An 18,965-nucleotide genomic window follows, 5' to 3' on the forward strand; every position below is an offset into this window, starting at 1 on the left:
TAAATAGAAATAATTATATTAAATGAGATAGATTAAAAAAGGATCTAAAACGATTTTTAATAACCGTTTTAGATCCTTTTTGTTATGTTTCTTTAAAAACAGTGCAATGTTCCAGATAAAAATCTTAGAATTTATTTGCCTGATAGCTTACCGGACTTTTGCCGTTCAAAGCATCAATAATGCACTGGCAGGCCATCGTAGTGCACTTGCGAACACTCTGAATGGTAGTAGCAGAAGTATGGGGGGTAAGGACGACGTTGTCGAGCGTTACCAGCGGATCATTAAGCGGCAGCGGTTCTTTTTCGAAAACATCAACGCCAGCTCCAGCAATCTTCTTCTCATTCAGAGCACGAACCAAATCATCTTCTACAATGACATCACCGCGTGCGCAGTTGATAAAGAAAGCGGAAGGCTTCATCATGCAGAATTTATCATAGTTGATGCTGTGAACAGTAGAAGGCATAGAAGGCATATGCAGACTGATAAAATCAGCTTGTTTCAATACTTCATCCTGGCTCATCATTTCAATTGGAACTAACGGAGCCTTCGGCGGGAACGGATCATATCCGATTACTTTCATGCCAAAGCCTTGGCTTGCAATCTTTGCAACGATCTGTCCAATACGACCGCAGCCGAGAAGGCCAAGTGTTTGACCAGTAAGCTCCCAAGTGCCCTTCAAAGTATAGCGAACGTTGAAATTGCCTTTACGCATCTCGGAGTCAACATAGCGATAACGAACAGCACACATCATCATCAATAGAATTGCGTGCTCTGCAACAGAAGTGGCATTTCCGCCAGGAGCCCAGCCGACCGGAATCTTTTTGCTGGAAGCGTATTCCATATCAATGTTGTCCAGACCAACGCCCTGCTTTGAAATGACCTTCAAATTTTTAGAAGCATCGATCATCTCTTTGGTCACTTTATCAACGCGGCAGTAAATTGCGTCTACCTGATTGTCCTTAATCAGTTTGATAAAGTCCTCTGTTTTAGAGCCGTCTGGAGCAGTGATGACTTCGCAGTCCGCATCCTCCATCATTTTGTGGCCGATGGGATCCATAGCCTTCAGAGAAAGAACCTTGTACTTCATAATACTACAATCCTCCTGAAAAATATTTTTATTCCTAATTAAAAAATTATAATCTATCTTAATCAGTAAAATACAGAAAAGTACACAAACTGACGGAATCTTATATAATTTTTTTAGAAATATTGAATTAATGCGAAGACCAAAACAAAATCTAATAAAACTCTAGATAATTCCAATAAATACAACTTTTCTGCATGAAAAATTATAGCTCACTTAAGAGTAAAAAGTCAAGTGGTTTCCAAATCTTAGGAAATGCTTCAAAATTGGTAAATGTTAGTAAATATCAATCTTATCTTCAATTTTATTAATCACATAATAAGCGGTTCTGTCTGCCGGTTTGATATAGATCTTACAAGAACGAATGGCTCCTTTATGCTTTGATTTAAAATCATTTTTACAGCGGGCAATTATATCAGTGCAGGTGTATTGCGTAGTGCCGAATTCCACATAGACTTCTGGAGCCAATGCAGCGGCAGCTTGTTTTTTTGCTTTGCTGATCGTTTCTTTAGCGACGTTAAGCGCAGGTTCTGTTTTTTCAATCGCTTTTTGTGCGGCTTCTTTTGCTTTTTGCGCAGTTGGCTGCATCTTATCCTGCATCTCAGAAATACTTTCCTTTACGGAGGTGACGGTTGGCTCAGCTGCTTTTGAAATACTCTTAGATACTTCATTGATTGCTTTTACGGTATCATCTTTTGCTGCTTTGACTGCTGATTTAATTTTACTATTGCTCATAAGAATCATTCCTTTCTGTATTTTCTAGAGCTTTTTGTGATTTGAGAGAGAATTTCAGTATCAGTTTGTTCTTTTTATTGAGATATTATTTTAAAAGTTTATAAAAATATAAAGAAATGAAGAAATTGGAAGGAATTTAGACGGATTGATACCAATTTAAAACCGGAGTCAGATTTTCCAAACTGACTCGGTCGCCGCCGTGCAGCATCAAATCAAGCATGTCTTCTTCATCAGGTGTTTTATCCTGTTTGGCAGAAAGCTTTTTCCCAACCGTTTTTGTCATGGTATTCATCATAAATTTATAAATACCGTGCAGGCGATTTAAATTAAATCCGCCTTGTAGAGTAAAGAGAGGCAGTCCTTCCGGAAGATGGTTATGCTTTTTAACATCCTCCATCTGCGAACCGCTTTTTCCCATTCCGACCACACACACAGCACGAACTTTATATTTTTGGCAGGCGTGTGAATAGCCTTTAACAGAACCTGCCATCAGCCAACCAAAATAAAGAATTTCAGCGCCGGATTTTAATGCGCTTTCTGCTTCTGTGAGTGAAAATACCGGAAGATCGATTTTTTGGCTCATCATTTCAGCATATTCTTTTGTAAATCCAGAGTTTGAGGTATACACAATTGCATCCATCTTAGATTCCTCCTGACTTTTTAGGTAGTTTTACTTTCAACGTTCGCAGATAAGCTTTCTGTTCATCTGTGATTCGGTAACTCTCAACTGCTTTTTGAATTGCCTTGTTATGTGTCCATGGTTCCAGCCTGTACTGCTCAAGATAGGGAAGAGTCGTTTTGTACTGTTTTGCAAGTGCCGTTGCAAAATACCATGCAATCATCATATTGACATAATATTCCTGCGACTTTATTTTAGCAGGCAATTCAAGATATTCCGGCTGAAATTTGTCATCCAGATAAAAGCACATCAGCATTTCAATCCCGAAACGAATCGTATAAGTTTGATCCGATTGAATCCATTTTTTGATCTGACAGAGCAATTCCGCTAAATGTTTTTGAAAAATTTTAGGAGTCATCAAGTCACAGGTTGCCCAGTTGTCTACATAGGGAAGAAAGGCATCTAATGCACGGATACAGGCTTCATAGTCTTTCATTCGTTCAATCAAAAATCCATGCAGATTGTTTTCTTCGTAATATTTGTGAGGAAGGGTTTTCAAAAACACTTCAGCCTCCGGTTGTTTGGAAAACGCTGCGGCAAATTTTCGAAGCTGAGGGGTGCGTACACCGATGATCGTTTCTTTTTTGATCGTTGGAGTCAGCTTTGCTTGAAAGTCTCTATATTTTAAATCCTGCATCTTAAAAAGCTCAGACTGTACTTCCGTTTTTGAATCCTTCATTTTTTGTTTCCTCCATGATCCTTTTCAGAATTGGCCGATCTGCCGGACAGAATGGAAAGCCGGTTATTTCCTCCGGAGCAATCCAGCAAAGGTCATTGTGCTCTAAAAGCTTCGGGGTACCCTCTTTTATGGTGCAGGAAAACAATGTCAAATGAATTGTCATATCCGGATAGGAGTGCGTGGTTTCCATAAACTGCTCGCCGACGGAAACCGTAATGGCAAGTTCTTCCTGACATTCGCGGATGAGTGCCTGCGGTTTGGTTTCTCCCGGCTCTACTTTTCCACCGACAAATTCCCAAAGTAATCCCCGTGCTTTATTTTTAGGCCGCTGGCAGATCATCAATCGGTTTTTGTCCCAAATCAGTGCGGCGACAACTTCGGTCATATTTCATCACCTGAAATCTTTTGAGAATTAAGCTCAATTTTGATTCTTCCTTTTTGATTATTATAACTGATTCCAATTGCTTTTGAAAGAAAAACCTCATGCTTTTTGGTAAATTTTGTATGATAAAAAAATGGCTGCATTTTGAGAAACTTGTATTTTGACAAAATATGTGTTATTATTCTAACGAAATAAAAGGGGAGCTCACTAAAGTGGGCTGAGAGTAAGCAGATTCGCTTTGACCCTAGAACCTGATTTGGGTAATGCCAACGTAGGGACATGTACAGAAATGTTTTATGTGGCAGTATCCTCTTTTGCAGGTACTGCTTTTCTTTTGTCCATTTTCCCCAAATCATAAAGAAAGAGGCAAATTATATGAACGGCACAATGAAAATGATGCTTGACAATGTCAGAAAAAACACTCCGCTTATTCATAATATTACAAATTATGTCACGGTAAATGATGTAGCAAATGTACTGCTTGCCTGCGGAGGTTCTCCAATTATGTCTGATGATGAAGGCGAAGTGGAAGAAATTACTTCGATCTGCGGAGGGCTGAATATCAACATCGGCACATTGAATCACAATACAATTTCTTCTATGTTTTTAGCGGGCAAAAAAGCCAATGAATTAAAACATATTGTCCTTTTGGACCCAGTTGGTGCCGGTGCCAGTTCTCTTAGAACAAATACTGCGTCGGCGCTATTAAAACAGATTCACTTTGATGCGGTGCGGGGCAATATTTCAGAAATCAAAGCACTTTATTTAGGAGACAGCACCACAAGAGGCGTGGATGCCAGTTCTGTGGATGCGGTAACGGAACAAAATCTTGATTCGGCCGTGGAGATGGTAAAATCTTTTGCCGTACAGTTTGGTTGTATTTCTGCTGTTACCGGAGCCATTGACCTAGTAAGTGATGGAAAACGCTGCTATGTGATTCGAAATGGCAGACCGGAAATGAGCCGTATCACGGGAACCGGATGTCAGCTTTCAGGGATAATGACCGCATTCCTTGTAGCAAATAAAGAGCAGAAATTAGATGCAGCGGCAGCGGCAGTATGCATGATGGGACTTGCCGGAGAAATAGGTTGGAAAAACATGTTGCCGAGCGATGGAAATTCCACTTACCGCAATCGGATTATTGATGCGGTCTGCCAAATGACAGGAGAAAAATTAGAAGAGGGAGCAAAATATGAAATTCGATAAAGCAAGTTTGCTTTTGTATGCCGTAACAGATCGCAGATGGCTAAATGGGGAGACGCTTTTAAGTCAGGCAGAAAAGGCCTTAAAAGGCGGAGCGACCTTTTTGCAGCTTCGGGAAAAGATACTTCGGGAAGACAACTTTCGTACAGAAGCATTAGAGATGAAAGAACTTTGCAAAAAATATAAAGTTCCTTTTGTGTTGGACGATAATGTAGATCTTGCCATTGAGGTTCATGCAGATGGAGTTCATGTTGGTCAAAGTGATATGAACGCGGGGATTGTACGAAAGAAATTAGGACCTGATAAGATTCTTGGAGTATCTGCAGAGACAGTTGAAGAAGCAATTATTGCCCAAAAGCAAGGCGCAGATTACTTAGGGGTAGGGGCAGTGTTTTCTACCGGTACAAAAAAGGATGCAGACAATGTGAGTTATGAAACACTCAAGGCGATCTGCAGTGCCGTATCAATCCCTGTGATTGCGATCGGTGGCATCACTGCACAGAATGTTTTAGAACTTAAAGGTAGTCGTATTGATGGGGTAGCTGTTGTCAGCGCGATTTTTGCGCAGCCGGATATTGAAGAAGCAACAAAAACGCTTAAAGATGCAGTTAGAAAGGCTCTGGAATTATGATACGCGGAGCGATTTTTGATATGGACGGAACGCTGCTCGATACGATGCCCTTCTGGGATGATGCCGGAGAAATTTATCTAAAAGGTCTTAATGTGCAGGCTGAGCCTTCTCTTGGAAAGAAATTATTTTGCATGACGATGGAGCAGGCAGCGGAATACTTAAAACATACTTATTCGTTACCGTTTACTCCTGAGAAAATTATAGAAGGAATCAATGGGACAGTAAGGGATTTTTATCAAAAGAGCGCAGCGCTAAAAGCAAATGTACCGGAATTTTTAAAACAGCTGACCAAAAGGAACATCAAACTCGTTTTGGCAACTGTAACCGAACGGGAACTTGCCGAGGCTGCGCTTTCACGCTGTGGAATTCTGAATGATTTTGACTTTGTGATGACCGATGCTGAGGCGGGAGCGGGGAAAGACAGACCTGATATTTATCTCAAAGCTGCCGAAAAGATCGGGACCGCTCCTATGGAGACACTGGTATTTGAAGATGCGCTGTATGCCGCTAAAACAGCAAAAGCGGCGGGGTTTTGTACCGTGGGCGTATACGACAAAGTAAGTCGTGATGACCAGCAGGAACTACAGAGCATTTGCGATTATTACATTAGAAATTTTAGAGATTTTGATTCATTTGAAACAAAACTTCTAAAATAATAAAATAGCGGCAAACCGGGGGCACCACCTTTTGTCGCTCAATAAAATTAACGCTGAAAAGGAGAATTATGATGAGAACAGCATTAACAATCGCCGGAAGCGATTCCAGCGGAGGCGCCGGTATTCAAGCGGATATCAAAACCATGACGCTAAATGGCGTATTTGCCATGAGCGCGATTACGGCTTTGACAGCCCAGAACACAACCGGCGTACAGGGAATTTTTGAAGTGAGTCCTGAGTTTTTGAAAGAGCAGATAGACAGTATCTTTACGGATATACGGCCTGATGCTGTAAAAATTGGTATGGTAGCTTCTTCTGCTCTGATTGAAGTGATTGCCGAGCGGCTGCAGTTTTATAAAGCTCAGAAAATTGTAGTTGATCCTGTTATGGTATCTACAAGCGGTTCAAAGCTGATTTCGGATGATGCAGTGGCCACTTTAAAAGCAAAGCTTCTGCCGCTTGCAACTGTATTAACTCCGAATATCCCAGAAGCAGAGACCCTGTCGGGACAAAAGATTTCGTCTCCTCAGGAGATGGTAACGGCTGCAAAAATGATCAGTGAAACTTATTCATGCGCTGTGTTGTGCAAAGGCGGACATCGATTAAATGATGCCAATGATCTTTTATATCGGAACGGTGAATATCAGTGGTTTAAAGGGAAACGGATCAACAATCCGAACACCCATGGAACAGGTTGTACACTCTCGAGTGCGATTGCAGCGAATCTCGCAAAAGGATACGATTTGAATCAATCAGTCAGCAAGGCGAAAGCTTATCTTTCCGGTGCACTTAGTGCAATGCTGAATCTTGGAAGGGGAAGCGGGCCAATGGATCACGCTTTCGACTTACAGTCTGCTTATCGGGAGGAGAAAGTCTGATGAAGAAAACTTCGACTTTTCAAAATAGTTTAATTTGGTTTGGTGCCGGAGTTTCCATCGCAGAAATTTTGACCGGTACCTATTTTGCACCGCTGGGATTTTTAAAAGGACTGCTCGCAATTATTATTGGTCATGTGATCGGCTGCAGCATGCTGTTTTTTGCAGGATTGATTGGCGGGCGCAGCAAACGAAGTGCCATGGGAACAGTTGGGCTTAGCTTTGGAAAAATCGGCGGATTGTTTTTTGCAGCTTTAAATATTCTGCAGTTGGTCGGCTGGACAGCGATTATGATCTATGATGGTGCTTTGGCGGCAAATGGAGTTGTCGGTTCCGGAGCATGGGTATGGTGTGTTGTCATCGGTGGGCTAATCCTTGTGTGGATTGCTGTTGGAATCGAAAATCTTGGCTGGATCAACAAAATTGCAATGACAGCACTCTTTATCTTAACGATCGTTTTGTGCTTTGTGATTTTTCAGAATCAGTTTCCGTCGGCGGAATCAACGGAAACGATTACATTTGGAGCAGCCGTTGAGCTTGCTGTAGCAATGCCTATTTCGTGGCTTCCATTGATTTCAGATTATACGCGCGAGGCCGAGAAGCCGTTTTCGGCAACTTTGGTGAGTACGCTTACTTATGCCTTTGTAAGTTTCTGGATGTATGTCATTGGAATGGGAGCAGCAATTTTCACCGGCAAATCAGATATTGCTTCTATCATGGTGAAAGCAGGGCTTGGGATAGCAGCACTGCTCATTTTAATTTTATCTACCGTGACGACTACTTTTCTGGATGCGTGGAGCGCAGGAATATCCGCGGAAACGTTGTCAAAAAAGATAAATGGAAAATATGCCGCTATGGTCGTTGCAGTGATTGGAACTGTTTGTGCAATTTTGTTCCCAATGGATAATATTACTGATTTTCTTTATCTGATTGGGTCCGTATTTGTTCCAATGATTGCCGTGCAGATTGCGGATTACTTCATACTGAAACGGGATTGTGGAGAAAGCAGACTGGATATGGTCAATGGGATCATATGGCTTGTTGGATTCATTTTTTATCGTTTCCTTATGATGGTTGATATTCCGGTTGGGTGTACTTTGCCGGATACAGTAGCTACGATGCTTCTTTGTATCATTGTGCGTAAAATTTTAGATAGAAAAGTTGATTAAAAATCAAATGCGATTTGTTTTGATCCGTGTTGCTGCTTTTTAGCGGTCGTTTTTTCAGAGGTTCCTATTTATTCTTTATCGTAAAAAATAGAGCTTTTGGTTATACTAATTACGATAAAGAGGTGAATCCTTATGGAGAAAGGAAAAAATAAAACAGATTTAAAGAGCAATGCGGAAAATACGGAAAACCCTAATCGGTCGACTCATGTTAAAAATCAAAATGAAGAACACAATACCAAAAAAGTGGCTCTTGGGCCTAATACAAAACGTTAGGTAAAAAGGAAGGCAGAGTAAATAAAACTCTGCCTTCCTTTAATAATATTTTAGTTATATTAATATTTTAGAAATAAATTGCATATATTCTTTATGATGTTGGGAGGGGACTTTTATGAAATCAAAAACGCTGTATATTCGTTGGAAGCCTTTAATCATTAGTTTGTTGATTAGTGTTGGAACAGGAGCTGTTTCAGGCTTTTTAACCCAGAGTAATACTTTTATTTTTCAAAATATAAAAAAACCTCCGCTAGCGCCGCCTGGCGCACTTTTTCCGATTGTATGGACGGTGCTATATATTTTGATGGGCATTTCCGCTTATATGATATATACTGCTGACTATGAAGAAAAGAGCCGGGCTCTCTGGATTTATGGAATACAGTTGGCAATCAACTTCTTTTGGACAATTATCTTTTTTAATCTGCGGAATTATCTGTTTGCGTTTATTTGGCTTCTTTTGCTTTGGGTATCGGTATTGTTTATGCTGACAGAATTTCGTAAAATCAATAAACTTGCGGCGCAGCTGCAAATTCCATATTTTATTTGGATTACTTTTGCAGCTTACTTAAGCGCTGGAATTTGGCTTTTGAATCGTTAAGCGTTTAAAATCTTGACTGGAGCATCGTTAAAAGACAATCATAAGGGATAGAAATCCGTGCTGGCTTTTTGTCGGCACGGATTTTATTTTTAGCAACAAATAAAAACCCAGTTGTTTTTTAGACAAAATTATGATATTATATACAAAATAAAAGAAAAAATTAAATATAAACTGGGAGAATATTACAATGCTTATTAGCTTAATTCTTGCATGGATTGCTGTAATACTCACGATTATGACTGTTTTAAGGTATATTGCACGCATTAGCGGAAATAAAAAATTGAATGTTTTTTTCCATAAAGTCCATATCCCATTTGGAACTTTGCTGATTATTGTAGGAGGGATCCATGGGATTCTCGCAGGGAATCCTGCCTCGGCTACTTTGGCAAATTTTGAGCCGGCTTCGGTTTTGTTTACCCTTAACTGGGGAACGGTATGCTATGTTCTTACCCTTATTTTAGCTTTGACCTATTTGCTGCGCAAAAAAATGAAACGCAAATGGATGATTGCTCATAGAATAGCCACAGTTGCCATGGTTGTACTTCTTGTATTACATATATACGATGTTGGGATTCGACTTCCAAAACGCTTGTTTGGGAATAGCCAACACACACCGGTAGTCACAGAGTCAAGCAGAGTGAGCGATAATAGTGAACAAACTAGCGGACAAGCTCAAATAACATCGAGCGATACGAGTGCCAATATCGTTACATTTTCAGGGGCGCAGTTAAAAGATGGCGTTTATCAAGGAACTGCCGACGGATATAAGGGGACAATCACTGTTTCTGTTACCGTGAAAAATGGTCAGGTCACAGCGATTGATGTAATGAGTAAAAGTGATACAGATCGATATTTTGACGAAGCCAAAAGCCTACTTGACAAAATCATAGGACAGCAATCATTGCAAGTGGATGCTGTTTCCGGTGCGACTTTTTCATCAGCTGGTCTGATCAATGCAGTATATAGTGCATTGCAGAACGCAGTGGTATCAGGGACATTGCAAGTAAATAATATCAAATTATCAGAAGTCCATTAACAAGTTAAAAGAAACTTAAAAATAGAGATAGACGTAAAAAATCTCCGAAGGCCACAAAAATGTGCGCTTCGGAGATTTTAATTGAAAAGTTAGGTGATAAAAGATGCAAGATAAAAACGCGAACGAAATAGTTTCAGTAAAAGAAAAAGCCCGGTGGAGGCGAATGCGCGAAAACCGAATACGTTTACTTTGTAAATGAAACATGGTCAAGCATAAATTGTTGCAGCATTATTGTTTTTTCCTGTAAAAAAAATCGCATAGCTGATCGCCACCTGCAATCGTTTTTGTTCGGGTTAATTCTGCACCCATTGCTTCTGCCATAACGTAGTCGAATTTACACATCTGGGAGGCAAGTTCAAAGCAATTTTCCTGCTTGCACAATTTACAGATACCGCATTCATAAAAATTGATGCCGTATTCATTAACATTTTTTCCCGGTCGGAATTCACTTACCCAATCGTTGGAGAATTCACGTTTCTGCGATTCAAGAGCGATTTCGTTGCGCTTTTTCTGCCAGTCAGCGTTAAAACAATCTTTTTTTGAGAACTTTTTTACAACTGGATTGCTTCCCATTGCTTTTATGTAAATCTGTCCCATCTGATCTGCCGTAATCTTTTCTTTAGAAGCTTTGTATACAGCGATCAGCATAGAGCCATTAATCAGGTTCATGGTCATCGGATTCCTTTTCATGCCACCGATGCCGTCTGTCCTTTCGATGATTTTGCGGTACTCCTGCTTACCTTTCACCATGATTGCTTTAGAATCCTCTTCGCTTAGGAAACAGGAAAGTTCCTTAGTAAAATTATTTTTGAGCAATGTCCACATAACTTTGGCATAAATATCATATTTCATTCCGTTGTTTCTCCTTACAAATTCCTTGTGCCTAGCCTTCAAATACTATCCCATCATAATTAGCAGGAGCCACATCTGACTTTTCCATTGATCTTCTGAATGGTTAGGTTAAGCTAACCACTTGCATTTCCAGTTTACCTCCGCTAACCGAATTTGTCAAGTTTTCTCACCTGCATCACGGTATTCGCACTTAGAGACTTTTCCAATGTGGTGATACCAAAGAAAAGGTTGTCGGAGCAAATTAGAAAAGTGTGAAAGGCATCTCATCTATAAAAATGGCATAGATTCCTTATTCGGGAATCTATGCCATTTTATCATGGTGGAGGCGAGGGGAGTCGGACCCCTGTCCGAAAATCGTTCCCCAAAGCTTTCTACGAGCGTATCCATTCTTTTAAAATTCCCTCAGTCTTGCGCCGAACGGCAGGCTCAAGACTTTGGTAGCCTTTACTTCATGACCGGATAAAAGGCATTACCCGATTCACGTTCACCGCTAAATGATGCCCAATTCTGAACCGCGGTATTTTCAGAGAGGACAGCAGCTTATATTAATTAAGCTGCAACAGCCATGGCATAGCCATAGTTGTTGTTATTAGAAGATTTCTCAACTAAATTTAAAGGTGCTGCTTTTAAAGCGGTCCCGCCTCGCTGCTCGCTTACTGTGGTTCACAATCCCCGTCGAAACCTTTACGCCCCCATGAGGAGTCTTGATTGATTATCAAGACTAAAAATATCATATCATAGATTTCTCATTTTTACATGAAAAATTCATGAACGAATATCAGTTTTTATTGCGCGTTCCATATCGCGCTTGGCTGCTTTTTTGGCAAGATCTTCCCGTTTATCATAAAGCTTTTTGCCGCGGCAGAGTCCAACCTGCACTTTGACACGGCTTCCTTTAAAATAAAGCGAAAGAGGGATTAAAGTGTATCCTTGCTGCTTCATCAGACCAAAAAGTCTTAAAATTTCTTTTTTGTGCATTAAAAGTCTGCGCACCCGCATAGGATCACGGTTGAAAATATTGCCGTGTTCATAAGGGCTGATGTGCATCCCGTTGAGAAGCAGTTCTCCATCCGAAATAGAACACCATGCGTCTTTTAAATTGCATTGCCCATTTCGTAAAGACTTTACTTCGGTACCAAGCAGCTCGATTCCAGTTTCCATGCTTTCTTCTACGAAATAATCATGATAGGCCTTTTTGTTTCGAGCAATCGTTTTAAAATTTTCTTCTTTTTTCAACGAAAAGACCTCCTTTTGATAGATTAAAGCTCACTTCGCCCTTCCAATGCACGGGAAAGCGTGACTTCATCTGCATACTCAAGATCTCCGCCTACCGGAATTCCATAGGCAAGTCTGGTCACCTTGATTCCCATGGGTTTTAAGAGCCGCGAAATATACATTGCGGTTGCTTCTCCTTCCACGGTTGGGTTGGTGGCCATGATCACTTCTTTTACTTTCGGATCTTTTACACGAGCCAAAAGCTCTTTAATACAGAGCTGCTCAGGCCCGACTCCGGAGAGAGGGGAGATTGCTCCATGCAGAACATGGTACATTGCCCGAAATTCATGGGTGCGTTCCAGTGCAATGACATCCCGCGGGTCCTCCACAACACAGATGATGGAGTGATCCCGCCCTTCTTCCCGACAAACAGGACAAAGTTCCTGATCGGTCAGATTGCAGCAGATTTTGCAGTAATGAATTTTTTCGTGGGCTTCTAAAATGGCGTTCGCAAAAGCTTTTGCTTCGTCCTCTTTCATGCCCAATACATGATATGCAAGCCGCTGGGCACTTTTGTGTCCAATTCCCGGCAGACGTTCAAATTGTTCAATTAGTCGGGAAAGCGGCGCAACATTATAGGAAGGCATTTAAAACATCCCCGGAACATTCAGTCCGCCCGAAAGTGCTTCCATGCGCTCGTTCTTATCCTTTATAGCAGCACGCAATGCTTCGTTTACAGCGGCAGTAACAAGGTCGGATAACATTTCGGCATCTTCCGGATCGATTACTTCAGGTTTAATTTCCAGACCGGTAATTTCTAATTTCCCAGTAGCGGTTGCTTTAACAGCATCCCCGCCGGAAGTAGCGGAATATTCTTTTGCTTCGAGCTCTGTAGTTAATTCGTCCATCTGTTCCTGCAGCTTTTGTGCCTGGCGTGCGATTTGCTGCAGATTGCCTGCACCTTTTCCATAACCTTCCGGTAATCTTGCTTTCATAGGTAAAAACCTCCGTTTATGTAATTCGATTTTTTACTTTTCGGTAACTTCAATCCCTGCGTTTTGTGCTTTTTGGGCTAGAGCAACCAAGGGGTCTTCAGATTTGGATTTTTCAGAATCTCCACTGGGCCGATAAGGACCCAAACGGTAAACTTTTCCGGTAATATTTTGAATGGCTTCTCTCATATGATCCCGCTGACTGGATTCCCGAAGCAGCTTAAAAGCCATCTCATTTTTGGCATCGATTAAAACGTAGCCCCCGCTTAAGTAAGCGGTAGAACCATTAAAAGCGGCAGCGATTGTGCGGGAATACGTTTTAAGAGCTTCCAGCACTTCCGGCCATTCTGAAAACGGTTCTATGTTTTTGAGAAGTTTTTCAGGATCTTTTGTCGGCGTGGTAACCGGCGTGGGATTTTTGTGCTTTTCGGTTTTTTCGGCGGCAGGGAAAGAAGCACCTGAAACCTCAGGAATAGGGGGAACAACAGGAGCAGAAATAGGTCTTTTTTCTGTTTCATTAGACGCTTCCTGTGCAATCGGCAGAGTAAAATCAGCCGCTGGCTGCGTATTTTCTGCCGATTTTCTGCGTGGGGTCCCTTTTTCCAGATGATCAAGCCGCCGTAAAATGGATGACTTGCTGTCATCTAGTTCTGGAGAAGTCAGGCGAACCATGGCCATTTCCATCTCAATGCGGCGATCTCCGCCGCGGTACATTTTATCAAGAGTTTCCTGAAGAACATCTAACCCGTGCAGCAGCGTGGGGAGAGGCATCTTTAACGCCTGTTCTTGCATCGCATTCCATTCTTCTTCTGTTACAGCTAGAATTGAGCGCGCATTTTTCATCGTTTTAATCAGCATCATGCCGCGCAGGTGAGAGGAAAATTCTTCACAGAGCCGTGCCATATCCTTGCCGCCGCGGTAAAGTTCGTCAATCGTCTGTAAAGCGCTGCTGCTGTCTCTATTTTGGACTGCATCTGCAAGCGCAAAGAGATGTTCTCTTCCGGCAAGCCCAGCTGTTTCATTGACAACTTGTACGGTAATTTCCCGACTTCTCCCAAGACACTGATCAAGAAGAGAGAGTGCATCGCGCAGTGCTCCATCTGCAAGCCTTGCTAAAAGCATACCGGCTTCCGGATCGAGCGAACCGCCTTCCTGCTCAGTTACATATTGAAGCCGTTTTGCGATATCTTCTGCCGGAATGCGGCGGAAATCAAACCGCTGACAGCGGGAAAGAATCGTTGCAGGAAGTTTGTGCACTTCTGTTGTTGCTAAAATAAAGATCACATGGGCAGGAGGCTCTTCCAGCGTCTTTAATAAAGCGTTAAAAGCACCTACAGAGAGCATGTGAACTTCGTCGATAATATAAACACGATATTTGGCGGCAGCCGGGGTGAAATTTGCTTCTTCTCGCAGAGCCCGGATATTGTCGACACCGTTATTGCTGGCGGCATCGATTTCCACAATATCCATCACAGTGCCGTCTGAGATTCCACGGCAGATTTCGCATTCGCCGCAGGGGTCTCCGTCTTTTAGGTGAAGGCAGTTGACCGCCTTTGCTAAAATCTTCGCACAGGTGGTTTTTCCGGTACCGCGGGAGCCGGTAAAAAGATAGGCATGGGAAATTCTGCCGGTTTTAAGCTCGTTTTTAAGCGTTTCTGTTACTTGGGGTTGGCCGACTACATCTGAAAAGACACGCGGCCTCCATTTACGGTATAGAACTTGATACACAGAATATCCCCCCTTTTAAAGCCCTAAAATCAAAAAGCAAGGCAGCCGCAGAATTTCTGCGGCCCATGAACTCGGATATACAGACGGACAGACTTTCCTGCATCGCACGCGGCAACTCCGCTTAATGCTGCTCGGTTCCCCGCCTGACATGGTTCGCGGCGCTGCGTCGTACAGGGCCCGCCCGTCTGCATATCCCAGCGCACGGTTTTCTGCCTTGCTGCCAGATTGATATGATATATGATTTGGAAATTTATTATACCTTATTTTTAAAAAAATTACAAGCCTTATTTAGAGGGAAGATGGATCTTGGAAAGGAAGCGGAAAATTCCGTCACAGATCCCCATGGCGGGCAAAGAAAGCAGAGCCCAAAGTCCGGAATAGAGAGGGCAGATTTGTCCAAGAAAATTGAGAGGAAGACTGGAATAATCCCAAACGGAGCGGCCCATGCCAATATTCACGATGAGTCCGGTGAAAAATTCTACCGTAGTAATAGTTGCACCGCCTGCACAGCAGCGAACCAGAAGCGGCTTTTTTCCAAGATCTTGATTACATACCCGATTGATGAGACACATACAGACTCCTCCGCAACTCCCATTGAAAAATCGCTGTGACCGCGATAAAGAACTTCTAGAGCGGGATAAAGTGTACTTCCCGTGCAGAAGAGCAAAATATTTTCCTTCATCATGAACCGCCTCCTTTTTTAGGGTGGCTCACGAATTTTAAAATATGTATTGCTCTCAATAGCTGGTATAAAGTAACAAAACAGCAGGAAAATTTGTATTTTACAAAAAGAAAAAGCAAAGCATATAAAAGAAGTTTTTAGCCTTCTTTATTATGCTTTGCTTTTTTAAATTTTATCTATTTATGCTTTGAATTTTTCTTCGGATTCTTCTTCGTTTTCTTCAGAATTTTCCTGGGGGAAAAGTTCATGGCGTTTATAGCGGACCCAGACAATTGTTTCATAAACGATCATGCAGAGCCAACCGATTCCGGTACCGATGGCAACTGCATTGATTCCGAGTGTGTAAATCATTAAATAAGTAATTAAAACACGGATTCCGATTTGGATTAACGAACCCAATAATGTTACATTGAGATGTCCTAATCCACGGAACAACCCCTGCATGGTCTGGGTAAAAGCAGTTGCAAGGTAAAAAACCGCCATTGACCGTAAATAACCAGAACCCATTTGAATAATATTAATATCTCCGCCGTTTAGGAAAAGTCCCATTAAAATTTCCGGAAAACAGTAGACAATAGCGGCGATAAACAATGTATAGAAAATACCAATTATTAATCCACTATGGAATCCTTTTGGGACTCGATCGTATTTTTTTGCCCCACGATTCTGTGCGACAATCGTTGTAACAGAAGCTGCCAATGCGTCACCGGGAGAAATTGCAAAACTATCCAAGTTGAAGGCGGCATTAAAAGCTGCCATGGAATCAACACCAAGAGAGTTGACAGCCGACTGCACTAAAACTCGGCCGAGATAAACGACGGTTTGCTGCACTGCAGAAGTGGTGCCGTAACTGGTAGTTGTCTTTAGCAAGGAAAAATCTATTTTGAGAGTTTCCTTTGAGAGTCGGAGCAGCGGGACTTTGATATGAACGTAGAGTGTCAGTACGATGGAAGAGATTGCCTGAGAGAAGATGGTGGCCCACGCAGCTCCTTCCAATCCAAGTCCAAGATAACCGACAAACCAGACATCTAAAGCAATATTTAAGAGAGAGGTTATAATCAGCACAATCAGTGGGGTGCGAGAGTCGCCTACGGAACGCAGCGCTGCAGCAAAAACGTTATAAATACAGGAAAACAGCATGCCTGCAGAGACAATTCGCAGATATCGGGTGCTTTCCTCTAAAATATCAGAAGGGGTATTGGTCCATATGAGAAAAAGCGGTGCTGCGAAAACAGAAATAATAGAAATTACTAAAGTAAAAGCAATTCCAGCAATCAGCGAAGTGGAAAGTTCCCGACGAAGCCGCGGATAATCTTTTGCACCGAATTGTTCCGCCATCAGAATAGAAGCACCCATCGAAAGACCAACAATAATAAATAGAAGAATATTCATGATAGGACCTGCTGCGCCGATCGCAGCCAATGATTCTTTTCCGTTGTATTTTCCAACCACAACAGAATCCACGGTATGGTAAAGCTGCTGAAAAATATTTCCGAACAGCAGCGGAACCGCATAGACAAGCATGTGTTTTGGGATACTTCCAGTGGTCATATCGCGTGTCATATTATTTCTTCTCTCCGAATTAATCTATGATAAAGTATATTATGACCGATCAATAGATTTTTGTCAATCAAAAATAATATAATTTGAATGAATATAATCAAATTTTTATTGACAGCGCTTGTAAAAAGGGGATAAAATAAAATTAAAAAGAGGAAGGATGTGCTTTCTGTATGCTGGATTTAATAGAAGAAAGAGCATTAAAAGCAAAGCTAACAGCAAAGGATAAAAAAGTTTTAGACTATCTGCTTCAAAATAAAGAAACTTATTGCTGCTTTGAAACTTCCGGAGAAATTGCGCAGAAGCTTAAAGTTAGCCCGAGCTGCGTGGTACGGCTTTCTGCAAAACTTGGATTTGAGAGCTTTTCTCAGCTAAAACGCGTAATGCAGGAGGAACTGTGTAAAAAGCGTGCAGGGGTGAAGATTCCCTATGAAAAAATTGGGCAGTATGAAAATTTGACGGATGAGCAGAGAATTGCTGCGATTCGTCAGAATATCACTGCAAATATACAAAGGGACCAGCAGATCGAAACCAGCCGATTGATCGAAGGAGCCAATCTTCTTTTAAATGCAAAACGGATTTTTGTAGTGGGACATCGTTGTGTCGCTGGATTTGCACAGTCATTTGGAGTGATGCTTTCCTGTATTCGCCCTCACGTTCAGGTCGTTAACGGAACTTTGCCGATGGTGGATACTCTGTCGGACTTAAATGAGAAGGATGTGCTTGTTGCAATCGCTTTTGAGAGATATTCCAGTTCTACTGTTTTTGCAGTGAAAATGGCGAAGGAAGCACATACAAAAGTGATCGCAATGACGGACAGCTATGTTTCTCCAATTGCACAGGGAGCGGCGGTTACATTGGTCAGCAGCGGCGAAAATTTTTCTTTTTATAATTCTTATGCCAGCCTTGAAATGAATCTTGAGATACTAGTAGGGCTTCTTAGTGCACACAATAAAAAGCAGAATGAAGAACGCCTCAAAAAAATGGAGCAGTATCTGGAAAAGAATGGGGAATATTAAAACGAGAAACGGTCTGTTGACCCACTTAAAATTGCCGGGTCAACAGACCGTTTTAACTTTTGATGCCAACTTCTTCAAATCGAGCTTTTAGTTTTTCGAGCGCTTTTTTCTCAATACGGCTGACATAGCTTCTTGAAATCCCAAGCTTTTTGGCAACTTCCCGCTGTGTCAGCGGCTTGTGGTTTTGGAGGCCGTACCGCAGACAGACGATCGTTTGCTCCCGCGGAGTCAAAGCTTTCTTTATGTAAGCGTGAAGCTGTTCTGATTGTATCTTTCCGTCTAGGTCTTCTGCAATGCTGCGGTCAGAAGCCATTACGTCGCACAAAGTCAGTTGACCGCCGTCTTTGTCACTGTCAATGGGCTCGTTCATGGAGATATCCTGCGCAGTTTTTCGAAGAGAACGAAAATACATTAAAATTTCATTTTCTACACATCTTGCGGCGTAACTTGAAAGCTTAATCCCTTTTTCCGGTTTAAAAGTATTGATCGCTTTAATGAGGCCGATTGTGCCAATGGAAATCAAATCATCTTGATCCGCAGAACTGCTGTAGTACTTTTTGATAATATGTGCGACCAAACGAAGATTGTGCTCGATTAGTTTTTGCCGGGCGCTGGGATCTCCCTGTGCCATCCTTTTGAGGCAGTCTTGCTCTTCTGCATAAGAGAGTGCTCTTGGAAATGTTCCGTTGCCTGTAACGTGAAGAACCAGAAAAAGGATTCCGGACAAGATACCGCCGAAGAGTGCAGTCAGCATAAAATGACCTCCTTGCTGTTTCGTTTATTCCCAGTCTATGCAATTAATCAAAAAAGTGTTCCGGCTTTTTAAAACAAACGTAATTTTGGGCCGGATGAGGTAAAAGTCTTTACAAGCCGGGACACATATTGTAAAATATAAAAAAGTATGACCTGCTGAAATA

General features: G+C 41.8%; 22 protein-coding genes, 2 other RNA genes and 1 riboswitch. Of the genes, 9 read left to right on the forward strand and 15 right to left on the reverse strand.

The features are described 5' to 3' along the window. Positions 1-124: 124 nt before the first annotated feature. The 5 genes from OP489_RS04480 to OP489_RS04500 form a co-directional block, all read right to left on the reverse strand. Entirely contained in the window at positions 125-1,087 is a 963-nt protein-coding gene (locus OP489_RS04480) for a hydroxyacid dehydrogenase (RefSeq protein WP_266163147.1), read from the reverse strand. 273 nt (positions 1,088-1,360) lie between these two features. After that, a complete protein-coding gene (locus OP489_RS04485) occupies positions 1,361-1,819 on the reverse strand; it encodes a DUF6465 family protein (RefSeq protein WP_266163148.1) in 459 nt (152 codons plus the stop codon). A gap of 136 nt (positions 1,820-1,955) precedes the next feature. After that, entirely contained in the window at positions 1,956-2,459 is a 504-nt protein-coding gene (locus OP489_RS04490) for a hypothetical protein (RefSeq protein ID WP_266163149.1), read from the reverse strand. Position 2,460: 1 nt separating this feature from the next. Further along, positions 2,461-3,177 carry a DNA alkylation repair protein gene (locus OP489_RS04495; protein WP_266163150.1) on the reverse strand — a complete coding sequence of 239 codons (717 nt, stop codon included), beginning with the start codon at positions 3,175-3,177 and terminating at the stop codon, positions 2,461-2,463. Then, on the reverse strand, positions 3,146-3,562 hold the full coding sequence (locus OP489_RS04500; RefSeq protein WP_266163151.1) for a (deoxy)nucleoside triphosphate pyrophosphohydrolase: 417 nt from the start codon (positions 3,560-3,562) through the stop codon (positions 3,146-3,148). Before OP489_RS04500 ends, OP489_RS04495 begins: the two co-directional genes overlap by 32 nt. A 183-nt stretch (positions 3,563-3,745) precedes the next feature. Continuing rightward, positions 3,746-3,854: riboswitch (TPP riboswitch) on the forward strand. Between the two features lie 80 nt (positions 3,855-3,934). Here OP489_RS04500 and thiM point away from each other — a divergent pair. From thiM to OP489_RS04540, 8 genes are all read left to right on the forward strand, one after another. Further along, positions 3,935-4,765 (forward strand): hydroxyethylthiazole kinase, encoded by an 831-nt coding sequence (gene thiM, locus OP489_RS04505; RefSeq protein ID WP_266163152.1) that lies wholly within the window; start codon positions 3,935-3,937, stop codon positions 4,763-4,765. Continuing rightward, positions 4,752-5,393: a thiamine phosphate synthase gene (thiE, locus tag OP489_RS04510; protein ID WP_266163153.1), complete on the forward strand. Its 642-nt coding sequence runs from the start codon at positions 4,752-4,754 to the stop codon at positions 5,391-5,393. The genes thiM and thiE overlap by 14 nt, the downstream gene beginning before the upstream one ends. Then, on the forward strand, positions 5,390-6,049 hold the full coding sequence (locus OP489_RS04515; protein ID WP_416232465.1) for an HAD family hydrolase: 660 nt from the start codon (positions 5,390-5,392) through the stop codon (positions 6,047-6,049). The genes thiE and OP489_RS04515 overlap by 4 nt, the downstream gene beginning before the upstream one ends. A 71-nt stretch (positions 6,050-6,120) precedes the next feature. Then, entirely contained in the window at positions 6,121-6,927 is an 807-nt protein-coding gene (gene thiD / locus OP489_RS04520; protein WP_266163155.1) for a bifunctional hydroxymethylpyrimidine kinase/phosphomethylpyrimidine kinase, read from the forward strand. Further along, on the forward strand, positions 6,927-8,093 hold the full coding sequence (gene cytX, locus OP489_RS04525; protein WP_266163156.1) for a putative hydroxymethylpyrimidine transporter CytX: 1,167 nt from the start codon (positions 6,927-6,929) through the stop codon (positions 8,091-8,093). Before thiD ends, cytX begins: the two co-directional genes overlap by 1 nt. A gap of 132 nt (positions 8,094-8,225) precedes the next feature. Further along, a complete protein-coding gene (locus OP489_RS04530; protein WP_266163157.1) occupies positions 8,226-8,366 on the forward strand; it encodes a hypothetical protein in 141 nt (46 codons plus the stop codon). 115 nt (positions 8,367-8,481) lie between these two features. Further along, positions 8,482-8,964 (forward strand): TspO/MBR family protein, encoded by a 483-nt coding sequence (locus OP489_RS04535; RefSeq protein ID WP_266163158.1) that lies wholly within the window; start codon positions 8,482-8,484, stop codon positions 8,962-8,964. Between the two features lie 187 nt (positions 8,965-9,151). Beyond that, positions 9,152-10,000 (forward strand): FMN-binding protein, encoded by an 849-nt coding sequence (locus tag OP489_RS04540; RefSeq protein WP_266163159.1) that lies wholly within the window; start codon positions 9,152-9,154, stop codon positions 9,998-10,000. 228 nt (positions 10,001-10,228) lie between these two features. Here the strand turns inward: OP489_RS04540 and OP489_RS04545 are convergent, their stop codons facing one another. The 9 genes from OP489_RS04545 to OP489_RS04585 form a co-directional block, all read right to left on the reverse strand. After that, positions 10,229-10,852, reverse strand: coding sequence for an L-2-amino-thiazoline-4-carboxylic acid hydrolase (locus OP489_RS04545; RefSeq protein ID WP_266163160.1), 624 nt, complete (start codon positions 10,850-10,852; stop codon positions 10,229-10,231). Positions 10,853-11,169: 317 nt separating this feature from the next. Next, positions 11,170-11,546: a transfer-messenger RNA gene (gene ssrA, locus OP489_RS04550) on the reverse strand. A 71-nt stretch (positions 11,547-11,617) separates the two neighbouring features. Continuing rightward, complete coding sequence (smpB, locus tag OP489_RS04555; RefSeq protein WP_266163161.1) at positions 11,618-12,088, reverse strand: SsrA-binding protein SmpB; 471 nt, start codon at positions 12,086-12,088, stop codon at positions 11,618-11,620. A gap of 23 nt (positions 12,089-12,111) precedes the next feature. Further along, entirely contained in the window at positions 12,112-12,714 is a 603-nt protein-coding gene (gene recR, locus OP489_RS04560; RefSeq protein WP_266163162.1) for a recombination mediator RecR, read from the reverse strand. Beyond that, positions 12,715-13,062, reverse strand: a complete 348-nt coding sequence (locus OP489_RS04565) for a YbaB/EbfC family nucleoid-associated protein (protein ID WP_266163163.1) — start codon at positions 13,060-13,062, stop codon at positions 12,715-12,717. A gap of 33 nt (positions 13,063-13,095) precedes the next feature. Continuing rightward, positions 13,096-14,787, reverse strand: coding sequence for a DNA polymerase III subunit gamma/tau (gene dnaX / locus OP489_RS04570; RefSeq protein WP_266163164.1), 1,692 nt, complete (start codon positions 14,785-14,787; stop codon positions 13,096-13,098). A gap of 82 nt (positions 14,788-14,869) precedes the next feature. Further along, positions 14,870-14,970: signal recognition particle sRNA small type (gene ffs / locus OP489_RS04575), an RNA gene on the reverse strand. Between the two features lie 101 nt (positions 14,971-15,071). Beyond that, positions 15,072-15,359 (reverse strand): putative ABC transporter permease, encoded by a 288-nt coding sequence (locus OP489_RS04580; protein ID WP_266163165.1) that lies wholly within the window; start codon positions 15,357-15,359, stop codon positions 15,072-15,074. 290 nt (positions 15,360-15,649) lie between these two features. Continuing rightward, a complete protein-coding gene (locus OP489_RS04585; RefSeq protein WP_266163166.1) occupies positions 15,650-17,032 on the reverse strand; it encodes an MATE family efflux transporter in 1,383 nt (460 codons plus the stop codon). A 170-nt stretch (positions 17,033-17,202) separates the two neighbouring features. Between OP489_RS04585 and OP489_RS04590 the strand changes: the two genes are divergently transcribed. Next, the gene (locus OP489_RS04590) at positions 17,203-18,048 is read left to right on the forward strand and encodes a MurR/RpiR family transcriptional regulator (protein ID WP_266163167.1); all 846 of its coding nucleotides are present in this window, start codon (positions 17,203-17,205) and stop codon (positions 18,046-18,048) included. Between the two features lie 52 nt (positions 18,049-18,100). Here the strand turns inward: OP489_RS04590 and sigK are convergent, their stop codons facing one another. Further along, the gene (gene sigK / locus OP489_RS04595) at positions 18,101-18,802 is read right to left on the reverse strand and encodes an RNA polymerase sporulation sigma factor SigK (RefSeq protein WP_266163168.1); all 702 of its coding nucleotides are present in this window, start codon (positions 18,800-18,802) and stop codon (positions 18,101-18,103) included. Positions 18,803-18,965 lie beyond the last annotated feature (163 nt).

The organism is Caproicibacterium sp. BJN0003 (assembly GCF_026314295.1).
Taxonomy (GTDB): domain Bacteria; phylum Bacillota; class Clostridia; order Oscillospirales; family Acutalibacteraceae; genus Caproicibacterium.

What these genes read in the sequence shown, in the direction of transcription:
- OP489_RS04480 (WP_266163147.1), bottom strand. Translation starts at nt 1,087, where the DNA reads ATGAAGTACAAGGTTCTTTCTCTGAAGGCTATGGATCCCATCGGCCAC.
- OP489_RS04485 (WP_266163148.1), bottom strand. Translation starts at nt 1,819, where the DNA reads ATGAGCAATAGTAAAATTAAATCAGCAGTCAAAGCAGCAAAAGATGAT.
- OP489_RS04490 (WP_266163149.1), bottom strand. Translation starts at nt 2,459, where the DNA reads ATGGATGCAATTGTGTATACCTCAAACTCTGGATTTACAAAAGAATAT.
- OP489_RS04495 (WP_266163150.1), bottom strand. Translation starts at nt 3,177, where the DNA reads ATGAAGGATTCAAAAACGGAAGTACAGTCTGAGCTTTTTAAGATGCAG.
- OP489_RS04500 (WP_266163151.1), bottom strand. Translation starts at nt 3,562, where the DNA reads ATGACCGAAGTTGTCGCCGCACTGATTTGGGACAAAAACCGATTGATG.
- thiM (WP_266163152.1), top strand. Translation starts at nt 3,935, where the DNA reads ATGAACGGCACAATGAAAATGATGCTTGACAATGTCAGAAAAAACACT.
- thiE (WP_266163153.1), top strand. Translation starts at nt 4,752, where the DNA reads ATGAAATTCGATAAAGCAAGTTTGCTTTTGTATGCCGTAACAGATCGC.
- OP489_RS04515 (WP_416232465.1), top strand. Translation starts at nt 5,390, where the DNA reads ATGATACGCGGAGCGATTTTTGATATGGACGGAACGCTGCTCGATACG.
- thiD (WP_266163155.1), top strand. Translation starts at nt 6,121, where the DNA reads ATGAGAACAGCATTAACAATCGCCGGAAGCGATTCCAGCGGAGGCGCC.
- cytX (WP_266163156.1), top strand. Translation starts at nt 6,927, where the DNA reads ATGAAGAAAACTTCGACTTTTCAAAATAGTTTAATTTGGTTTGGTGCC.
- OP489_RS04530 (WP_266163157.1), top strand. Translation starts at nt 8,226, where the DNA reads ATGGAGAAAGGAAAAAATAAAACAGATTTAAAGAGCAATGCGGAAAAT.
- OP489_RS04535 (WP_266163158.1), top strand. Translation starts at nt 8,482, where the DNA reads ATGAAATCAAAAACGCTGTATATTCGTTGGAAGCCTTTAATCATTAGT.
- OP489_RS04540 (WP_266163159.1), top strand. Translation starts at nt 9,152, where the DNA reads ATGCTTATTAGCTTAATTCTTGCATGGATTGCTGTAATACTCACGATT.
- OP489_RS04545 (WP_266163160.1), bottom strand. Translation starts at nt 10,852, where the DNA reads ATGAAATATGATATTTATGCCAAAGTTATGTGGACATTGCTCAAAAAT.
- recR (WP_266163162.1), bottom strand. Translation starts at nt 12,714, where the DNA reads ATGCCTTCCTATAATGTTGCGCCGCTTTCCCGACTAATTGAACAATTT.
- OP489_RS04565 (WP_266163163.1), bottom strand. Translation starts at nt 13,062, where the DNA reads ATGAAAGCAAGATTACCGGAAGGTTATGGAAAAGGTGCAGGCAATCTG.
- OP489_RS04580 (WP_266163165.1), bottom strand. Translation starts at nt 15,359, where the DNA reads ATGTGTCTCATCAATCGGGTATGTAATCAAGATCTTGGAAAAAAGCCG.
- OP489_RS04585 (WP_266163166.1), bottom strand. Translation starts at nt 17,032, where the DNA reads ATGACACGCGATATGACCACTGGAAGTATCCCAAAACACATGCTTGTC.
- OP489_RS04590 (WP_266163167.1), top strand. Translation starts at nt 17,203, where the DNA reads ATGCTGGATTTAATAGAAGAAAGAGCATTAAAAGCAAAGCTAACAGCA.
- sigK (WP_266163168.1), bottom strand. Translation starts at nt 18,802, where the DNA reads ATGCTGACTGCACTCTTCGGCGGTATCTTGTCCGGAATCCTTTTTCTG.